General features: G+C 65.2%; 16 protein-coding genes. 11 read left to right on the forward strand and 5 right to left on the reverse strand.

Features of this window, described 5'->3' with window-relative positions; translation table 11 throughout:
• Positions 1 to 59: 59 nt before the first annotated feature.
• The 11 genes from VHAB30_RS06910 to VHAB30_RS06960 all read left to right on the forward strand — a co-directional run bounded on the left by VHAB30_RS06910 (position 60) and on the right by VHAB30_RS06960 (position 13061).
• Positions 60 to 4880 carry an RHS repeat-associated core domain-containing protein gene (locus VHAB30_RS06910; RefSeq protein WP_159276288.1) on the forward strand — a complete coding sequence of 1607 codons (4821 nt, stop codon included), beginning with the start codon at positions 60 to 62 and terminating at the stop codon, positions 4878 to 4880.
• A gap of 3 nt (positions 4881 to 4883) precedes the next feature.
• Positions 4884 to 5417 carry an SMI1/KNR4 family protein gene (locus VHAB30_RS06915; RefSeq protein ID WP_159276289.1) on the forward strand — a complete coding sequence of 178 codons (534 nt, stop codon included), beginning with the start codon at positions 4884 to 4886 and terminating at the stop codon, positions 5415 to 5417.
• A 292-nt stretch (positions 5418 to 5709) separates the two neighbouring features.
• Positions 5710 to 6129, forward strand: a complete 420-nt coding sequence (locus tag VHAB30_RS06920; protein WP_159276290.1) for a VOC family protein — start codon at positions 5710 to 5712, stop codon at positions 6127 to 6129.
• A 25-nt stretch (positions 6130 to 6154) separates the two neighbouring features.
• Positions 6155 to 6421, forward strand: coding sequence for a hypothetical protein (locus VHAB30_RS06925; RefSeq protein ID WP_159276291.1), 267 nt, complete (start codon positions 6155 to 6157; stop codon positions 6419 to 6421).
• 250 nt (positions 6422 to 6671) lie between these two features.
• Positions 6672 to 6947: a VOC family protein gene (locus VHAB30_RS06930; protein WP_159276292.1), complete on the forward strand. Its 276-nt coding sequence runs from the start codon at positions 6672 to 6674 to the stop codon at positions 6945 to 6947.
• A gap of 44 nt (positions 6948 to 6991) precedes the next feature.
• Positions 6992 to 7486, forward strand: a complete 495-nt coding sequence (locus VHAB30_RS06935) for a pentapeptide repeat-containing protein (protein WP_159276293.1) — start codon at positions 6992 to 6994, stop codon at positions 7484 to 7486.
• Between the two features lie 63 nt (positions 7487 to 7549).
• Positions 7550 to 8032, forward strand: a complete 483-nt coding sequence (locus VHAB30_RS06940; RefSeq protein WP_159276294.1) for a hypothetical protein — start codon at positions 7550 to 7552, stop codon at positions 8030 to 8032.
• 164 nt (positions 8033 to 8196) lie between these two features.
• Complete coding sequence (locus tag VHAB30_RS06945) at positions 8197 to 8901, forward strand: DUF3348 domain-containing protein (RefSeq protein ID WP_159278293.1); 705 nt, start codon at positions 8197 to 8199, stop codon at positions 8899 to 8901.
• 24 nt (positions 8902 to 8925) lie between these two features.
• Complete coding sequence (locus VHAB30_RS06950; protein ID WP_159276295.1) at positions 8926 to 11748, forward strand: DUF802 domain-containing protein; 2823 nt, start codon at positions 8926 to 8928, stop codon at positions 11746 to 11748.
• Between the two features lies 1 nt (position 11749).
• On the forward strand, positions 11750 to 12412 hold the full coding sequence (locus tag VHAB30_RS06955; RefSeq protein WP_159276296.1) for an OmpA family protein: 663 nt from the start codon (positions 11750 to 11752) through the stop codon (positions 12410 to 12412).
• Positions 12405 to 13061 carry a DUF2894 domain-containing protein gene (locus VHAB30_RS06960; protein WP_159276297.1) on the forward strand — a complete coding sequence of 219 codons (657 nt, stop codon included), beginning with the start codon at positions 12405 to 12407 and terminating at the stop codon, positions 13059 to 13061. Before VHAB30_RS06955 ends, VHAB30_RS06960 begins: the two co-directional genes overlap by 8 nt.
• 4 nt (positions 13062 to 13065) lie before the next feature.
• Here VHAB30_RS06960 and VHAB30_RS06965 read toward each other — a convergent pair whose 3' ends face one another.
• The 5 genes from VHAB30_RS06965 to VHAB30_RS06985 form a co-directional block, all read right to left on the reverse strand.
• The gene (locus VHAB30_RS06965) at positions 13066 to 13461 is read right to left on the reverse strand and encodes a VOC family protein (RefSeq protein WP_159276298.1); all 396 of its coding nucleotides are present in this window, start codon (positions 13459 to 13461) and stop codon (positions 13066 to 13068) included.
• A gap of 42 nt (positions 13462 to 13503) precedes the next feature.
• The gene (locus VHAB30_RS06970; RefSeq protein ID WP_159278294.1) at positions 13504 to 13881 is read right to left on the reverse strand and encodes a YkvA family protein; all 378 of its coding nucleotides are present in this window, start codon (positions 13879 to 13881) and stop codon (positions 13504 to 13506) included.
• Positions 13882 to 13895: 14 nt separating this feature from the next.
• Entirely contained in the window at positions 13896 to 14231 is a 336-nt protein-coding gene (locus VHAB30_RS06975) for a YnfA family protein (protein WP_062474197.1), read from the reverse strand.
• Between the two features lie 29 nt (positions 14232 to 14260).
• Positions 14261 to 15943 carry an alpha/beta fold hydrolase gene (locus VHAB30_RS06980; protein ID WP_159276299.1) on the reverse strand — a complete coding sequence of 561 codons (1683 nt, stop codon included), beginning with the start codon at positions 15941 to 15943 and terminating at the stop codon, positions 14261 to 14263.
• Between the two features lie 165 nt (positions 15944 to 16108).
• Positions 16109 to 17938: an ABC transporter ATP-binding protein gene (locus VHAB30_RS06985; protein WP_159276300.1), complete on the reverse strand. Its 1830-nt coding sequence runs from the start codon at positions 17936 to 17938 to the stop codon at positions 16109 to 16111.
• Positions 17939 to 17942: the final 4 nt, after the last annotated feature.

The following is a 17942-nucleotide window of genomic DNA, read 5'->3' on the forward strand; positions in this document are numbered from 1 at the left end:
ACAGGCCGGCCGGTTGCGAGGGCCTGAAGAGAACAAATCAGATCGAGGAAGCACAAAAAATGGCAACGCAGGGACCGCAGGAAACCAAGCCGCGCGAGAAGCAGACCGCAGTCGCGCCGCTCAACGCCATCGCGCCGCAGGACATCGGTGCCGGCGCGGCGCGCTTCGACAAGTGGTTGCGCGACATCAGCAACGACTACGTCACGCTGGAACGCTTGAGCACCGTGGCCGGCAGCTTGCCTGTCATCGGCAACATCATGGCGTTGATCGACGTGATCATGGACATCGTCCTGATCAGCGGACGATTCATCAAGAAAGAGGCTGTTGATTTCCTTGCGTGGGTCAACCTGGGCATCAACCTGATCGGCATCATTCCCGCACCGCCGAGCATGGCGGCTGCCCGCATGAGCCTGCGCCCGGCGCTGCACCTCGTCAAACAGCAACTCAAGCACAGCGCCTCCAACATCGGCGACGCGTTGATCTCCGTGCTGGTGATGCACCTCAACGACAAGATCGCCGGCGAGATCGAGAAGTTTGTCGACGGTGCGATGAGCAAGCTCTCGGGCATCCTGAACAATTGCGCGGACAAGGCCGATGGCGTCGTCGACGACCTCATCAGCGTGCTGCGTCGCTGCACCGGTGGCGAAGACCTGTTCAAGATTGCGGGTCCCAAGCCGGAGAGGAACACCTACAACCCGAAGAAGGAGAGCATGTGGAACCGCATGCTCGCCGCAGCGGACCGCTATGCCAAACAGGCGGCCAACTACGCCGTCAAAGTGGCGGCCGCACGCCTGCCCGATAAGGCCAAGGCGGTGGTCAACATCGTCATCGGCAGCCTGACCGACTTCAAGGGAGCGCTGCGAGCCAAGTTGATGGCGCTGGCTAGCGCCGAGACCGAGCGCTCGATCATGTGGCTGCTCAAACGCCTGTTTGCCGCTGTGAAGAAATTCAAGGCCAAGCGTGCCGCTGTGGTGCCGCCAACCAGGGGTACCCAGGCGCAGGCGGCCAGGCCGGGTCACGAACTCGGCGCCGTGAACACCCAGGCTGGCGCCACCGGCAGCGGCAACTGTTGCAAGCAGGGTGCTGCCAAGGCCAAGACCCGCAAGTCCATCAGCTTCGCCACAGGAAGCGAGAGCTTCACCCACACGGATTTCGTGTTGCCGGCCACGCTGCCCATCGAATGGAATCGCACCTACAGCAGCGACCTCGACGCCTATGACCAGGGCAGCTTCGGTGCGCGCTGGCTGATCCCGTACACGACGCGCATCGACGTCGTCGAGTCCAGAGGGCGACGCGCACTGGTCTACCGTGCCGCCGACGGTCGCAGCCACGACATCCCCTGGCTGGCCGTGGGCCAAAGCCATCGCAACGCCATCGAGGAATTCAGTGCCACGCGTTTGAGCGACACGCTGCTGGTGCTCGACTTCGGCAAGCCGTTGCCCGCCGGCGAGCCGGCCGACTGGCGCGAGAGCTACGAACTCGTCGACACGGTCAGCAGCAAGGCCGCCACCCAAGGCACGCAGCACTTCCGCCTGGTGGCTCAACATGCCAAGGACGGCGCCGCGATCGGCCTGCGCTACGACCATGCATTGCCTTCCGGCGAGCAGGTGCTGAGCGATGTCGTCAGCAAGCAGGGCGACGTCACGCTCGCGCATGTCGGCATCCGGCCGCATGCGATCTCGGGGCGCATCGAATCCGTGTGGGAGCTGAAAGACGGGCAGGTCGTTCGCCAACTCGCCGCGTACACGCACGACGAAGCGGGCGATCTGGTCGCGGCGCAGGACGAGAACGGCGCCGCCTGGGCCTACCGGTACAGCCACCACCTCATCACCCGCTACACCGACCGCACGGGCCGCGGCATGAACCTGGCCTACGACGGCACGGGGGCGCAGGCCAAGGCAATTCGTGAATGGGCGGACGACGGCAGCTTCGACACCCGCCTGGAGTGGGACGAGAACATCCGCCTGACCTATGTGACCGATGCGTTGGGCCAGGAAACGTGGATCTACTACGACATCCTCGGCTACACCTACCGCGTCATCCACCCAGACGAGAACGAGGAATGGTTCTTCCGCGACGATGCCAAGAACATCACCCGTCATGTGCACGCGGACGGCACGACCGACGACTACGTCTACGACGACGCCGGCAACCTGCAAACCCACACGCAGGCCGATGGCAGCCAGGTCCACTTCGAGTACGACAAGCTCAGCCGCCTGACCGGCGTGCGCGATGCCGAAGGCGGCGCCTGGCGGCACGACTACAACCCGCAGGGTCACCTCACCGAGGAAACCGACCCGCTCGGCCACAAGACCCAGTACGCCTACGACAAGGCCGGGCGGCCGGTGCAGATCACGGACGCCAAGGGCGGTGTCAAGAAGCTCGCTTACACCCCGACAGGCGAACTCGCCAGCTACACCGACTGCTCGGGCAAGACGACCACCTGGACCTACGACCCTCAAGGCCGCCTTGCCCAAAGCACCGACGCCGCCGGCCAGGTCACCAGGTACCGCTACACCACGCTCGACGAGCAAACGCTGACGGCAGCCCAGGCGGGTGCCAATCACCCGGGTCAGCTCGAAGAAGTGACCCACCCCGATCAGACCAGCGAGCGCTTGGCCCACGACGCCGAAGGCCGCCTGCTGACGCACACCGACGCCTTGGCGCGCAGCACCCATTACCGCTACGCCGATGCGGGACTCATCGCTGGGCGCACTGACGCTGCAGGCCACACGCTGAGCTACCAATGGGACAAACTGGGGCGCCTCACTCAGCTCGACAACGAGAACCGCAGCCACTACAGCTTCAAGTACGACCCCGTCGGTCGCCTGCTCGAAGAAACCGGCTTCGACGGCAAGGTGACCCAGTACCGCTACGAAGCAACCAGCGGCGTGCTCACCGAAGTGGCAGAAGCAGGGCAGGTCACCCGACTCGCCTTCGACCCCTTGGGTCGACTTGTCGAACGCGAGGCCGCAGCCCAAGCCGAAATCTTCGCCTACGACGGCAACGGCCGCCTTGTCGAAGCCCGGAACCAGGACGCCAAGCTCCAGTGGTTCTACGACCCCGCCGGCAACCTCACCCGTGAGCACCACGCCGATCTCGCCAGGGGGCACACCGCCATCTGGCAGCACCGCTACAACGAACTCAACCAGAGAGTCGGCAGCACCCGCCCCGACGGCCACACCCAGGAGTGGCTCACCTACGGCAGCGGCCACGTGCACGGCCTGCTGCTCGACGGCCAGGACATCCTGAGCCTGGAGCGCGACGACCTCCACCGTGAAGTCGGCCGCCAGCAGCACAACGGCCTGGCCCAGACGCAAACCTACGACCCCGCCGGACGGTTGCTCGAGCAGCAGATCACCCACACGAAACCAGCCCCTGGCACCACAAGCACCACCGCCGTCGGCATCCGTCGCAGCTACCGCTACGACAAAGCCGGCCAGCTCACCGGCATCGGCGACAGCCGGCGCGGGCGCCTGGACTACCGCTACGACCCGGTCGGGAGATTGCTCGAAGCCCAGAGCCAACTGGGCAAGGAAGTGTTCGCATTCGACCCTGCTGGCAACATCGCCGACCCGGTACTGAAGGAGCCCGGCACGGCAGCACTCGCGCGCGAACAGGGCGTGGCCCCCGGCAAGCTGTTGGACAACCTGCTCAAAGAGTACGCCGGCACGCGCTACAAATACGATGCGCACGGCAACCTCACCGAACGGACGAAGAACGGGCGGAAGACCCTCTTCAGCTGGGACGGCTTCAACCGCATGGTCAGCGCAAAGAGCGAGGAGGGCACCACGACCTTCCGCTACGACCCGATGGGCCGGCGCATTGCCAAGACAAGCGGATCGAGAGAGACCCTCTTCGGTTGGGACGGCGACAACCTCGCCTACGAAAGCGCAACGCCGCTGGACCCCAGGGCCCGAGAGCAGGCGCACACCGTGCACTACGTCCACGAGAAGGACAGCTTCGTGCCGCTGGTGCAGGTGCGCAGACAGCGCTTCCTTCAGCTGAGCCCCACCACCGACGTGAAGGCGCTGATGCAGGCCAACGGCGGGGCCTACGACATCGAGCAGGACCCGTTGTGGAGCGGACAGGGGCTGCAGCAAGCCAGCGCCGAGCCGTTCAGGCCTGAAGAGATCGCTTTCTATCAGTGCGACCACTTGGGCACGCCACAGGAGTTGACCGACTCGGAAGGCCAGGTCTGCTGGAGCGCGAACTACAAGGCCTGGGGCGAGGCGAAGCAGGCGATCAGCAAGGCGGCAGGGGTCGCGGGGATCACGAATCCGATTCGGTTCCAAGGGCAGTATTTCGACGAGGAAACGGAGCTGCACTACAACCGGTATCGCTACTACGATCCGCACAGTGGGAGGTTTGTATCGAGTGATCCGATTGGATTTTTCGGGGATTCGAATTTTTACGCATATACGAAAAACCCAGTTGAATGGCTTGACCCGCTTGGATTAAAGCCGCGCCGACCGCAAACAGGAGCACCGACACACGCAGGAGCACACGTCCGTCCAGTGAACGGCAGAAGGCCGCTTAATTACTGTTTCGCGGGCAAAACCATGACCGGCTCCGATCTGCCGGCCAGTGTTCGTGGCAAGTATCCGCATGGCGTCCCGTTTAATATGTTGGGGTTTCCCGATTTTTCCAGATATGCGGTGAAAAAAGTGAATGTTGGAAGTTTCAATAACGACGATGCAGACTTCAGGGCTGCAAATGATGCAGCATTTGGTGCAAATAACGGATTTGGATCAAAAGCGCCGCCAGGCTACCGCTGGCATCATACGCAGTATGATGGGCGCCTCCAGCTTATTCCCGCCGATATTCATGACGCGGTTCGGCACACCGGAGGTGCCGCTGTTTGTGGTACCAGGAGATAATTCATGGTCAATTTTAAATCGCTGGGCCTCAGTGAGGCTGAACTTTCAAAGTTTGAAAAACTTGGAATTCCGTATAAAAAATCTCTTAAAAAAGAGCTTCTTGCCGCATCGAAAATAGGGCCGGCGAGCGAGGCTGAAATAAATGAACTTGAAGCCGATTTTGGCCGTTTGCCAGAAGATTATCGAGAATTTTTGTCTACGGTTAACGGCGGGGTGCCAGATAGAAATGAATTTGTTTTGAATGGAAAAAAGATTTCACTGAGCGAATTTTTTGCTGTTGATGGTCCAAAAAATATCTCTCAAACCATTCGATCGAAGCTTGTCGGGTATGAAAATCGAATACCGTCAAATTCGATTCCTATTGGAGGAACGGTTGGCGGGGATTTGATTTTGATGTTTGTCGGAGGGCATGGTGGGTTCTCCGGAATATATCTTTGGAGACACGAAATCGAGGCGGAAAATGCAGGCAATGAATTTTATGGAAATGTCGAAAAATTGACGGAAGATTTTTCGTCCCTATTGGCCTCCTTGGTTTGAATTAAATGGGGTGAATCTGTTATCGATCCGAGGGGCGGGAACACGTGGTTCTGAGGGGATGCAAGCTGCGGTGGAAGCCTCTGCTGCGTCTATGTGCCTCAATTTCTTGCGCAACGAATTCAGGATGTTAGGAAGTATCGAAATTCCGTGACTCAAGCTTTTGGGCGCTTCGATGGAGAGGTGCGGAGTAGGGCCAGCGGCATGACATGCAGAGACAATCAGTGTGCGGCCGTGGCTGCTAGAGATAGTCGAAAGAAAGCTCTCGCCCCAAAGCAAAAGGACGATACGGAAGATGACGAAACCATTCACTATTCATATTCCGATGCTCCGGGAAAAAGGAATGCTCGATAGGATGAATGATTTCTATGAAGGCATTCTGGGTTATGAACGAGATTTGGAATTGAATATCCTGCGAGTGCCGAATCATTCAAATTTGGCAATTTGCTTTAAATATTCAAATTTTTCTAAAGGAGGGGGTAGAAAAGATAAAGAGTCGCTCTATGAGTTTTTCATTGAGAAGAATTTTCCCAGCCTTTGCCGAAACTTAAAAGAAAAAGGGATTGAGTTTGATATGCTCGCACGCACTCCTGGGTTCTATTTTGCGAGAATCATGGATCCTTCTGGAAATTTAATAGAAATAATCTCGGAGAGCTTCGAGGACGATCTAAATTTCGACATCTCGAGTTGGAGCATCCATCAGGATGTCGGCTGAGATTTCGCGTTGATGGCGAATTAACTTGCAAGCTGAGGCGCCTATGATGAGGGAATTCCATGCACTTACGATTGAGGAAGTTGAAGAATCAATTGATCGATTAAAAGCCGAAGGTCTTCTTCTTGAGGAGATGGTTTCTATTGCAGAGGCAGATGTGCTGCGTTGCCGATTTTTGGGGAGGCGTATTAATATTAAGATTGATCTTGCATATGGTGCGGAGATCGATCCGGTTGATTCGTTTTCTAGCAAGGAAATCGATGAAATTTCAAATCTAATATTGACGAAGTTGTGATTTGAATTTTTCAAAAATCGCTAGGAAGGCCTCCGATTTTGCGCGACATTCAGTGTGAATGATATCGGGGCTGTGTTGCTGATGGGAATTCCGTCGTCCTGTGTCGAAGGGGTGTTGAGAGATTTAAATGGCTAGGGTATTGATCCATCTTCATGCAAGCGACATTCCGGGCAGCATTGAGTTCTATAGGAATTTCGGATTTTCCCTTGCGACTGATGATGTTGATGGATCTGGACTCAGAATCGCAAGAATGACTCACAGCTCCGCACCGTCTCTGGTCCTGAACTTTCGTGACAACAACTCTTTGTTGCGCGCCTACAAAGAGGTCGATGACGCGGACCTTCCCGTGGTGGCATTCGGTCTGATTTCTTCTTGGGATGAAGAGTTTTTCGGTTGGCAGGACTTGATATTCAAGAGCTTCAGTGATCTTGTTATAAGAAACGTTTCTCAGCCATACGGAGAGTGGATTTATTTGAAAGATCCTGCTGGAAATAACATCTTGTTTGCCAATTCTGATTTTTATTGAAATTCCAAATGTCTTGATGTGTTGCCATCAATGAGCCCAAGACCATGCCCTCCCAAGTGATCATCCAAAACCACAATCTCTGGCGCAAAGGCGCCGGTGGTGCCCCCGCAGGTCTTGCCGGCATGGCCGACAGCTATGCCTATGCCGGACTGGACCTGAACCTCGCCCAGTTCGCCACCACTGTCTTCACCGGCACCAGCTTTGCTGCGTGCACGTTCAAGCAGGCCGGCTGGACTGGATGCCAGTTCTCAGGCTGCACCTTCACCGCGTGTGACTTCGAGGGCATTTCCATCTCTGGGTGCACGTTCTCCAACTGCACCTTCTCGCAGTCACAGTTCCAGCAAAGTCGGCTCAGTGCCTGTCAGTTCAACAACTGCCAGTGGAACGGCTTGAATTTCGATGGGGGGCACTGGTCCGATGTCGCGGTGCTGGGATGCACGGGCACCACGGTTCAGGCCGATGGCCTGCGCGGGGAACAAGTGGACTTCACTGGCAGCTACTTCGAGCACTTGGAGATGCGCAACGCGCAAATCAATTGAGGTCGACAGGCGGCGCGAACTTTCGGAGCATCCATGCCAAGAGGCACCCCCAACCCCAATCCCATGTACGGAATCTACGGCTACGACGACTATTGGAGCGTCGATATTCGCCGTAACAAGGTGCGCATGGTCAAGGCGTTCTACTTCAACACCCACGGCGGTCGCGAGGGTGCATTGGCGCATGCCCAGGCGCATCGGGATCAATTCGTGCGCGAACACTTGCCGGTGCTGAAGCGCGAGATCGCCCAGCGCGTGCGGCGCGACAACAAGAGTGGTGTGGCGGGGGTGTATTTTCGGGAGGAGCCGGGCGGGAAGAATCCGATGTGGATCGCGATGACCAGAGTCAGCCCGGAGAAATCGGTCAGCAAGGCTTTTTCGGTCGGACGGTATGGCCCTCGCGCGCGAGAACTGGCGATTGCCGAACGACAAAAGCAACTGGAGCAGATGACGGGGTATGCCTCGCGTCATCCGGCGGATGGGTCGACATCACCTTCGATCGCAAGGCCCCCGTCGAGCCCGACCGCGGCCAGCCCAAATCGCTCATAGACCGCCCAAAAAAGGGCAGAAGGAACGGGTCGGGAAGGCCCGGATTTCCTCGACTCCTGTCACACCCCGTTTCACTTCTCCCGCGCTTCCTGTGCACCAGTTCACAGAGGGAAAGTCGCCAGTTGACCGGTGTAAACTGCCCGGTTTTCTCCCTCTCTCGCGGTATGGTGCAAGTGTCACGGCGCACAGGCTTCACCGGCTCGGCGCTCACTCGCTTGCTCGCTCAATTGAGCGACATCGACGTTCCCGAATCCAGGCAAGCCCTCGCGGATCGTTTGAGTCAGTGGTTCAGTTGGACCGACGCCATCTCCTTGTCTGCAGCTTTGGATTCCGATCTGGGCGTCGCCGTGTCCGGCGTCCGGGCGTCCGAGGGCGCCGAGGAGGCGCAGGAGTGCGCGCGCCTGAAGGCTGCGCTGGCCAAGGGCAATGCCGACGGCGGCGTGGCCTCGGTGCTGCCGGGCGCGAACGACGACTTTCCGCCGTACCGCCGCCGCTACTTCGCGCGGCAGCAGGCCATGGAAACGGCCATCGAACCGCTGCGCGCGCGTCTGCGGGCCCGGCTCGCCACCCGCTCGCCCGAGCTGGCCCGGCTGGCCGCGGTGGACGCCATCCTGGAACAAGTGGTGGGCGCGCGCGAACGCAGCCTGCTGGCGACCGTGCCCACGCTGCTGGAGAAACATTTCAAGCGCCTGCGCGAGGCCCATCAGGCCGCGCAGGACACCACCCCCGACAACCCCCAGCCGCCACCGACCGCCGCCGCCGGCTGGCTGGACGTGTTCGGCCGCGACATGCAAAGCGTGTTGCGGGCCGAGCTGGACATTCGCATGCAACCGGTCGAAGGCCTGCTAGAAGCCCTTCGCGATCGCTAGCCCCATAAGAGACAACAAGCTTCCATGAACAGATTTTTCCATTACGCCGTCTTCCTCGTGGGCCTGGCCGTCGTGTGCTGGGTCGGTGCCAGCTATGTCGGCCACAACCCGCTGGCCCTGGTGATCACGGCGCTGATCGGCGCGTTCTACCTGATGGGCGCGCTGGAGCTGCACCGCTTCCACCAGGCCACCGGCACGCTGTCGCACGCGGTGAACGACCTGTCGGCGCCGCCGACGAGCCTCGGCGACTGGCTCGCCGGCCTGCATCCCTCGCTGCGAAACGCGGTGCGCCTGCGCATCGAAGGCGAGCGCGTCGGCCTGCCGGGCCCGGCGCTCACGCCGTACCTCGCGGGCCTGCTGGTGCTGCTGGGCATGCTGGGCACCTTCCTGGGCATGGTGGTCACGCTCAACGGCACGGGGCTGGCGCTCGAAAGCGCGACCGACGTGCAGGCCATCCGCAACTCGCTGTCGGCGCCCGTGCGCGGCCTGGGCCTGGCCTTCGGCACCTCGGTGGCGGGCGTGGCCGCATCGGCCATGCTGGGCCTGGCCTCGGCGCTGTGCCGGCGCGAACGCCTGCTGGCCGGGCAGTCGCTCGACACGCTCATCGCCACGTCGCTGCGCGGCCATTCGCTGGCGCACCGCCGCGAAGAGTCGTTCAAGCTGATGCAGCAACAGGCCCACGCGATGCCCGCGCTGGTCGACCAGCTGCAGGCCATGGTGGCCGCGATGGACCGCCAGAGCCAGTCGATCAACGAACGCCTCGTGGCCAGCCAGGACCAGTTCCACCAGAAGACCGAAGCCGCCTACACGGGGCTCGCCGCCTCGGTCGACCGCTCGCTCAAAGACAGCCTGGCCGACAGCGCCCGCATCGCCGGCGAAACCATCCAACCCGTGGCGAAGGTGATGCCCGAACTGGTCGGCCAGCTGCAGACCATGATGGCCGCGATGGAGCGCCAGACCCAGGCGCAGAACGACCGGCTCGTGGCCAGCCAGGACAGCTTCCACCAGAAGGCCGAAGCCGCCTACACGGGGCTCGCCGCCTCGGTCGATCGCTCGCTGAAGGACAGCCTGGCCGACAGCGCCCGCATCGCCGGCGAAACCATCCAACCGGTGGCGAAGGTGATGCCCGAGTTGGTCGGCCAGCTGCAGACCATGATGGCCGCGCTGGAACGCCAGGGCCAGGCACATAACGAGCGCCTCGTCGCCAGCCAGGACAGCTTCCACCAGAAGGCCGAAGCCGCCTACAGCGGCCTGGCCGCCTCGGTCGATCGCTCGCTGAAGGACAGCCTCACCGACACCGCCCGCATCGCCGGCGCAACCATCCAGCCCGTGGTCGAGGCGGCCATGCTCGGCATCGCGCGCGAAGCCGCTTCGTTGCAGGGCGGTATGGCGCAGGCCGTCGAACGGCAACTCGAAGGCCTCACGGGCCGCTTCGAGGCCTCGACCGCCGGCGTGGCCGACACCTGGAAGGCCGCGCTGGCCGAACACGAGCGTGCGAGCGGCGCGCTGTCGACCGACCTGCGCGGCACGCTCGAACGCTTTGCCGAAACCTTCGAGCAGCGCTCGGCCGCGTTGGTCGACGGCGTGTCGGCCCGCCTCGAAAGCACCGTGGGCAGCGTGTCCGACACCTGGGGCAGCGCGCTCGCGCAGCACCAGCGCGTCAGCGAAAAACTGTCCGGTGATTCGCACCAGGCGCTCGCCGCCGCTGCCGCCACTTTCGAACAGCATTCGGTCGCGCTGCTGCGCACCGTGGGCGAGGCGCACACCAGCCTGCAGACCGAACTGGCGGCGCGCGATGCGCAGCGCCTGTCGGCCTGGAGCCAGTCGCTCGAAGCCATGGCCGCGTCGCTGCAGAAGGAATGGCAACAGGCCGGCGCGCACACGCTGAGCCAGCAACAGCAGCTGAGCGACACGCTGGCGCAGGCCGCGCGCGACGTGTCGGCGCAGGCCGAGGCGCATGCCAAGCAGACCGTCGCCGAAGTCGCGCAGCTGCTGCAGGCCGCGTCGGACGCACCCCGCGCCGCCGCGTCGCTGCTCGACACCGTGCGCGAGGCGCATGCCAACCTGCAGACCGAGCTCGCCACGCGCGATGCGCAGCGCCTCGCGGCCTGGAGCGGCTCGCTCGAAACCATGGCCGCCTCGCTGCAGAAGGAATGGCAGCAGGCCGGCGCGCACAGCCTGAGCCAGCAGCAGCAGATGAGCGAGACGCTGGCGCAGACCGTGCGCGACATGTCGGCGCAGGCCGAGGCCAATGCGAAGCAGACCGTGGCCGAAGTCGCGCAGCTGCTGCAGGTGGCCGCCGAGGCACCGAAGGCCGCGGCCGATGTGATCGCCGAGCTGCGCCAGAAACTGTCGGACGGCATGGCGCGCGACAACGACATGCTCGAAGAGCGCAGCCGCATTCTCGGCACGCTCGAGACCTTGCTGGGCGCGGTGAACCATGCCTCGACCGAGCAGCGCAGCGCCATCGACGCACTCGTCACGGCCTCGGCCGACATGATGGAGCGCGTGGGCAGCCGCTTCACCGAGAAGGTCGAGAGCGAGACCGAGAAGATGGCCGGCATCGCCGCGCAGATCACCGGCGGCGCGGTCGAGGTGGCGAGCCTGGGCGAAGCCTTCGGCTTTGCCGTGCAGCGCTTCGGCGAATCGAACGACAAGCTGGTGGCGCACCTGCAGCGCATCGAAGGCGCGCTGGGCAAGTCGCTGGCGCGCAGCGACGAGCAGCTGGCCTACTACGTGGCGCAGGCGCGCGAGGTGATCGACCTGAGCATCATGTCGCAGAAGCAGATCGTCGAAGACCTGCAGCAGTTCGCCAGCCGCCAGACCGCCGTGACCAGCGAGGCCTGAGATGGTGCGCGACGAGATCGACCTCGACGCCGGCCTGGAGCCGACCGTCCCCGTGTGGGCGGTGTTCGGCGACCTGATGGCGGGCATGCTGGGTGCGTTCGTGCTGATCCTGGTGTGCGTGCTCGGCATGCAGCTGGACCTGGCGAGCCGCCTCGAAACCGAGGTGCAGCAGCGCCGCGCCGAATCGCAGCGCCGAGAGGCGCTCGAACAGGCGCTGGCCGGTCCGCTCGCGGCGGGCCGCGTGACGCTCAACAACGGCCGCATCGGCATCAGCGGCAGCGTGCTGTTCGCCTTCAATTCCGCCGACCTGCAACCCGGCGGGCGGCAACTGCTGAAAAGCCTGGCCGGCCCCCTGGGCGCCTACCTGAAGGCGCGCGACGAGATCCTGATGGTGAGCGGTTTCACCGACGACCGGCAGATGCGCGACGGCGCGCGCCTGTTCGCCGACAACTGGGAGCTGTCGGCCCAGCGCGCGCTCACCGTGACGCGCGCGCTGATCGAAGAGGGCGTGCCCTCGTCGGCGGTGTTCGCCGCCGCCTTCGGCGCCGAGCAGGCCGTGGCCTCGAACAGCGACGCCGAGGGCCGCGCGAAGAACCGGCGCGTGGAAATGGCGCCGACGCCCCGGCCCAAGAACGCACCCGACGCTGCGAAGCCCCGTGAGTAACGACAGCGCACCGGACGATCAGGTCGACGCGGTGGCCGCGCTCGACGCCTGGCGCGCGCGCGGCGACGACCGCTTCGACCCGGTGCGCTTCCGCTTCATCGAGGCGATGGCACAGCGCGCGGCGGCCCACGAGGGCGAGGCACGGCGCCTGCTCGATGCGCGGCTGGCCAGCCTCATGGCGACCTACCGTGCCGATCTGGAGAAGGGCGCACCCGAGGCCGAAGTACCGGCCGATGCGCCGCTGCACACCGCACTCGCCGAGCTGATGAACCACATCGCCCAGCTCGCGCCGCTGCCGCCCCCGCCCGACGCGGAGGCGACCGACGGTGACACCGTGCCCAGCCTGTCCACGGCGCCCGAGCTCAAGACGCTGAGCTATTTCCGCGGCACATGGTCCAGGCTCGCCGCCGACCAGCGCGTGACGCAGTCGCTCGCCAAGGTGCCGAAGAACGCCGGCCCGCTCAACACGCACCACCTCGTGCAGCGCGCGCTCACGCTGATGCGCGACCTGTCGCCGCAGTACCTGCAGCGCTTCATGGCGCACGTCGATGCGCTGCTGTGGATCGAGCAGGTGAACGCCGCCGCCGAGGCCGCGCGCGTGGCGCGCACCGAGAGCCCGCGCAAGAGTTCGCGCAGCCGCGCGAGCTAGAAGCTCAGCCCGCCGCGTCGTGGCACACGACGCACAGCTTGTTGCCGTCCGGGTCGCGGAAGTACGCGCCGTAGTAGTCGGGGTGGTAGTGCGCGCGCAGCCCCGGCGGGCCTTCGCAGCTGCCGCCGTGCGCGAGCGCGATGCGGTGCACCGCGTCGACCATCGCTCGCGTGCCGGCGGTGAACGCCGCCATCTGGCCGTTGCCCGCGTCGTGCGGCCGGCCGTCGTGGGGCTTGCAGATCACGAAGAAGGGCCGTGCGCGCCCCGCGCTGTGCCAGCCCGCCCAGGGCTTGGCCGGCTCGCAGAAGCGGCGCTCCAGGCCGAGGCCGTCCATCACCGCGTCGTAGAAGGCCAGCGCGCGGTCGAAATCGGAGACGCTGAAGAAGACATGAGAGAACACGTCGGCTCCTTGTAAAGAGGATGAACTTCCAGCGGATTGTCGTCAGCGCGGCCAGAGCCACCAGGCCAATCCGGCCGCCACCAGCACCCAGATGCCGATGACCAGGGCCATGCCGGTTTTGCTCGTCGGCTTGCTGCCCGTGCGCGCCATCCATTCCTCGGCCCGCGCGCGGCCGCGCACGATGACCTCGGGCGGCAGCAGGCGCACCGCGAGCCAGATCAGCGCGGGCAGCAGCAGCACGTCGTCGAGGTAGCCGAGCACGGGAATGAAGTCGGGAATCAGGTCGATGGGGCTCAGCGCATAGGCCACGGTGAACCAGCACAGCGCCTTCGGCAGCCATGGCGTGGCCGGGTCGCGGCAGGCGAACCAGAGGGTGACGGCGTCGCGCTTGATGCGGCGCGCCCAGTCGCGCAGGTTCATCGTGGCCACGCGCCTCAAGCCGCGCTGCGCGGCCCGAACATGATGATGCCCATGCCGACGAAGCACACGGCCACGCCGACCCAGTCGCTGGCCGAAGGCGTCACCTTGTCCACGGCCCACAGCCACAGGATCGCCACGCCGATGTAGACCCCGCCGTAGGCCGCATACACGCGGCCGGCAGCCGTCGGGTGCAGCGAGAGCAGCCAGGCGAAGAGCGCCAGGCTCAGCGCGGCGGGCAGCAGCAGCCAGGCCGACTGGCCCTGCTTGAGCCACAGGTAGGGCAGGTAGCAGCCGACGATTTCCGCGAGCGCGGTCGCGATGAAGAGGCCGAGGGTCTTGAGCAGGTCCATGCCGCCATTGTGGCGGCCGACCGTTGATGTCAGGGCTGTCGTCCGGGTCCGGTGCCCGGGCGCGACGACGGCTCCCACACATCGGGCGTGGTGGCGACCAGCGACTTGAAGTCCTTCCACGGCCGCGCGCCCGGCACCGTGCGCCCGCCGACGATCGCCACCTTCGCGTAGGCCACCATGCGCTCGCGCAGGTAGCGGCGCTCGGACTCGGGCCAGGTCTCGATGGCGTGCGGGCCGCGCGACAGCACGATCTCCTTCACGCCGCGGATGCGGTTGTAGGCGGCCACGGTGCCTTCGAGCGATTCGGCGCGGTCCCACAGGCCCTTGCCGAAGAAGGCGGCGGGCCAGCGGTCCATGCCTGCGAGCGTGGCGGAGTTCGGATAGAACAGGATGTGGTGGTCCGCCGCCATGCCGCCCAGGAACAGGTTGCGGTCGGCCAGGTCGGGCGCGTCGGGCAGGTAGCCCGCGCCGCTGGCGAACGACGACAGCAGGATGGCGCCGCGGATGTTGCGCCAGCCGCGCGCCGGCGTGCAGTTGGGCACGGGCATGTCGAAGCTGCAGGCGGCCACGTAGTTGCGCGTCATGGCCCAGGCGGTCGACATCGACCCGCGCGAGTAGCCGCCCAGCACCAGCGGAATCTCGCTGGCCTTCTGGCCCGCCAGCAGCCGGCCGCGCGCGGCGTTGCCTTCGAGCAGCTGGCCCGCCGGCGTGAGCACCCGCAGGCCCTGGCCGTGCTCGAGCTGCGCGAGCACGCGGAACACGTCCTCGCCTTGCTCCAGCGTGTTGGTGTCGCTCACGCCGCCCGACAGGCCCTCGCCGCGCCGGTCGTAGGCCAGCACGTCGAAGCCGGCCTGGTTCAGCGCGTGCAGGTTCTCGCGCCACCAGCGCTGGCCCATGGCCTCGGTGGTGCCGTTGGGGAAGGACACCGGCACGGCCTTGCCGCTGGCGCCCTCGATGCGGTAGGCCACTTCGTCCGGGTGCTGGAGGGCCGTGAGCTGCCCGCCGCCGCCCGCCGCCATGACGGCGAGGGCGCGCACCTTGCGGCCGCGCCCGTCGTCCACGCCCGCGCCTTCGAGGTACCAGCCGCGCAGCTTGATCGGGTCGGCGAGCTTCAGGTCGAGCCGCTCGAAGGTGTCGCGCGGCACGGTGAACTCGACGATGTGGGTGCGCGCGTCGGCCTCGGCAATGCCTTCGCGGTAGGGCGCTTTCGCGAAGAAGGCGGGGCGGCGGATCTGTTTCAGGTCGACGTTCGGGCTGTCGGCATCGATGCGCCCGGCCGGATCGACCGCACCCGTCACGCGCGTGGCGCGGGCCTTGTTGGGCGGCAGCCAGCGCTGCATCTGTGCGTTCACGCGCTCGAAGCAGTCCGGCTCGGCCTTGCAGGTGCGCCAGCGCGCCTTGAGCTGGTCGTCGGTGAACGCGCCCACGTGGTAGTCGCCGCCCGCATAGTTGGTGGGCACGGGGTAGGCGCTCATGAGCACGGGCACGCACACGCGCGGGCCGCCGGCGTTCACCGCGGTGCCGGCCTGCGGCAGCAGGTAGCCGCCCACCCGCGCGTTGCGGTCGGCACCGACCCAGGCCGTGCAGTCGGTGGGCGGCGGCTTGCTGGCGGCGGCCTGGCGCTGTTCGGCGGTGGTGCCGGTGGTGCAGGCGGACAGGCCCAGCAGGGCACCGAGCAGGGCGAGCGGAAGGGTGGCGCGGGAGGAACGCATGGGGCGGGAAACGCTCGCGGAATGAAGAACCATGTGACTGGAACGCAGCCGGGGCGCAAAAAAGGGACTGCGCAGGCCAAGCGTGAACAAATGGATGCCGATACTGTTGCAGAAGGCATGCCAGCGCGGCGGGTGTGAACGCCGCGTTTGGGCGCAGGAGGGGTCCTACTGCTTGTGACCGGACACGGTCTCCCGAAGCATGGGCTGGCGCGCCAGCACGTCGTCGCGCGGGCCGTGGTCGCGCACATGGCCGGCCTCCATGAGGATCACCGTGTCGAAGCGCTCGAGCAGGCTCAGCCGGTGCACCGAGGCGATCACACAGGCCTGCGGAAACGCCGCTGCAATGCGCCCCAGCACGCGCGCCTCGGTGGCGGCGTCGAGCGCGCTGGTCGGCTCGTCGAGCAGCAGCAGCGAACTGCCTTCGGCCGCGAGCACGCCGCGCGCCAGGCACAGCCGCTGGCGCTGGCCGCCTGACAGGTTGAAACCGCGTTCCGAGATCGCGCTGTCCAGGTCGCCGTGCGTGGCCTGCAGCACCTCGTCGAAGGTGCTGGTGTGCAGTGCGGCGCGCAGCCGCTCGTCGTCGCAGGGGCGACCGAAGGCCAGGTTCTCGCGCACGCTGGCCTCGAACAGCTCGGTCTCCTGCGGGATCAGCGTGGCGAGCTGGCGCAGCCGGGCCCAGTCGGTTCGCTCGCCGTCGAGCGAGAGCGTGCCGCCGTGCGGCGCATACAGGCCGGCCAGCACGCGCAGCAGCGTGCTCTTGCCGCCGCCGCTGGGGCCCACGAGCGCCACGCGCTGGCCCCGGCGCAGCGTGAGCGCCACGTCGTGCAGGCCGCTGCGCGCGGGCGCGGCCGGATCATCGGCGACGGTGACGGCGACGACGCCGCGCGGGGCGTAGCGCCATTGCAGCTGCGCGACCTGCAGCTGCGTCCACGGCGCCTGCGCGTCGATGCGTTCGTGCGCCGGCACGGCTTCGGGCGGGGCCTCGAGCGTGGGGCTCGTCGGCGCGTGCCAGATCGGTTCGGCGCTGCTGTAGTCGGTGTGCATGCGCGCAAAGAAACTGAAGTTGGCCGCCACCGAGGTGACCACGCCCGCCGCCTGCTGCGCGTACTGGTAGATCATGAACACCGCGCCCAGCATCACGGCCTGGCCCGGCGCGCGCGCCTGCCACACGTAGATCACCACCAGGCCCCAGGTCAGCGCCAGCCCCATCAGGTCGACCGCGAACCACTTGCCCTCGTTGAGCACCACGGTGCGCTTCAGCGGCAGCGACACGGCCGCCATGCGACGGCGCAGCAACAGGCGCGACGCGCCCTGCAGCCGCAGGCCGATCACCGTGGAGGCGTTGCCCAGGAAGTCGAGCAGCGCGGCCACGTAGCGCCGGTCGGCGTCGTTCTCGGCGCGCGCGAGCTTCATGAGCGCGCGGTCGATGCGCACGATCACCACGCCGATCAGCACATAGCCCGCGAGCGCCGTCACGCCGCTGGTGCGCGACAGCAGCGCCAGCGCCACCAGCGGCCCGACGAAGTTCACGGCGTTGGTGAGCCAGATGAACTGGTTCTGCGCGAAGTCGGCGAGCGCGCGGCTGGCCTGGTGCACGCGGTGCTGCAGCTCGCCCGAGTGGTGGCTGTCGTGCCAGGCGAGCGGCGCGGCGGCGATGCGCGCATAGAGCTGGTCGGCCAGCGTCTCGCGCACCTTCAGGCCCACGTTGCGCTCGAGGATGCGGCCCGGCCCGTGCAGCGCCCACGCGCCGACGTACACCCCCGCGAGCGTGGCGATCCAGCGGCCCGCCGCGGGCAGGTCGCCGCGTTGCAGCGCGTTGATGGCCTGGCCCGCGAGGTAGGGCAGCGTGAGGCGGATCAGCTGCGAGCTGGCGAGCAGCGCGGTGGCGGCCAGCAGCTGCGCACGCGCGCCGGCCGCGAAGTGCCACAGCGCGGCGTAGAGCGCGCGGATGGCGCGGCCAGGGGATTCGGTGGAGGAGGTGGTCGAACTCGTCATGCGC

The organism is Variovorax boronicumulans (genome assembly GCF_009811375.1).
In the GTDB taxonomy this organism is placed as follows: domain Bacteria; phylum Pseudomonadota; class Gammaproteobacteria; order Burkholderiales; family Burkholderiaceae_C; genus Variovorax; species Variovorax boronicumulans.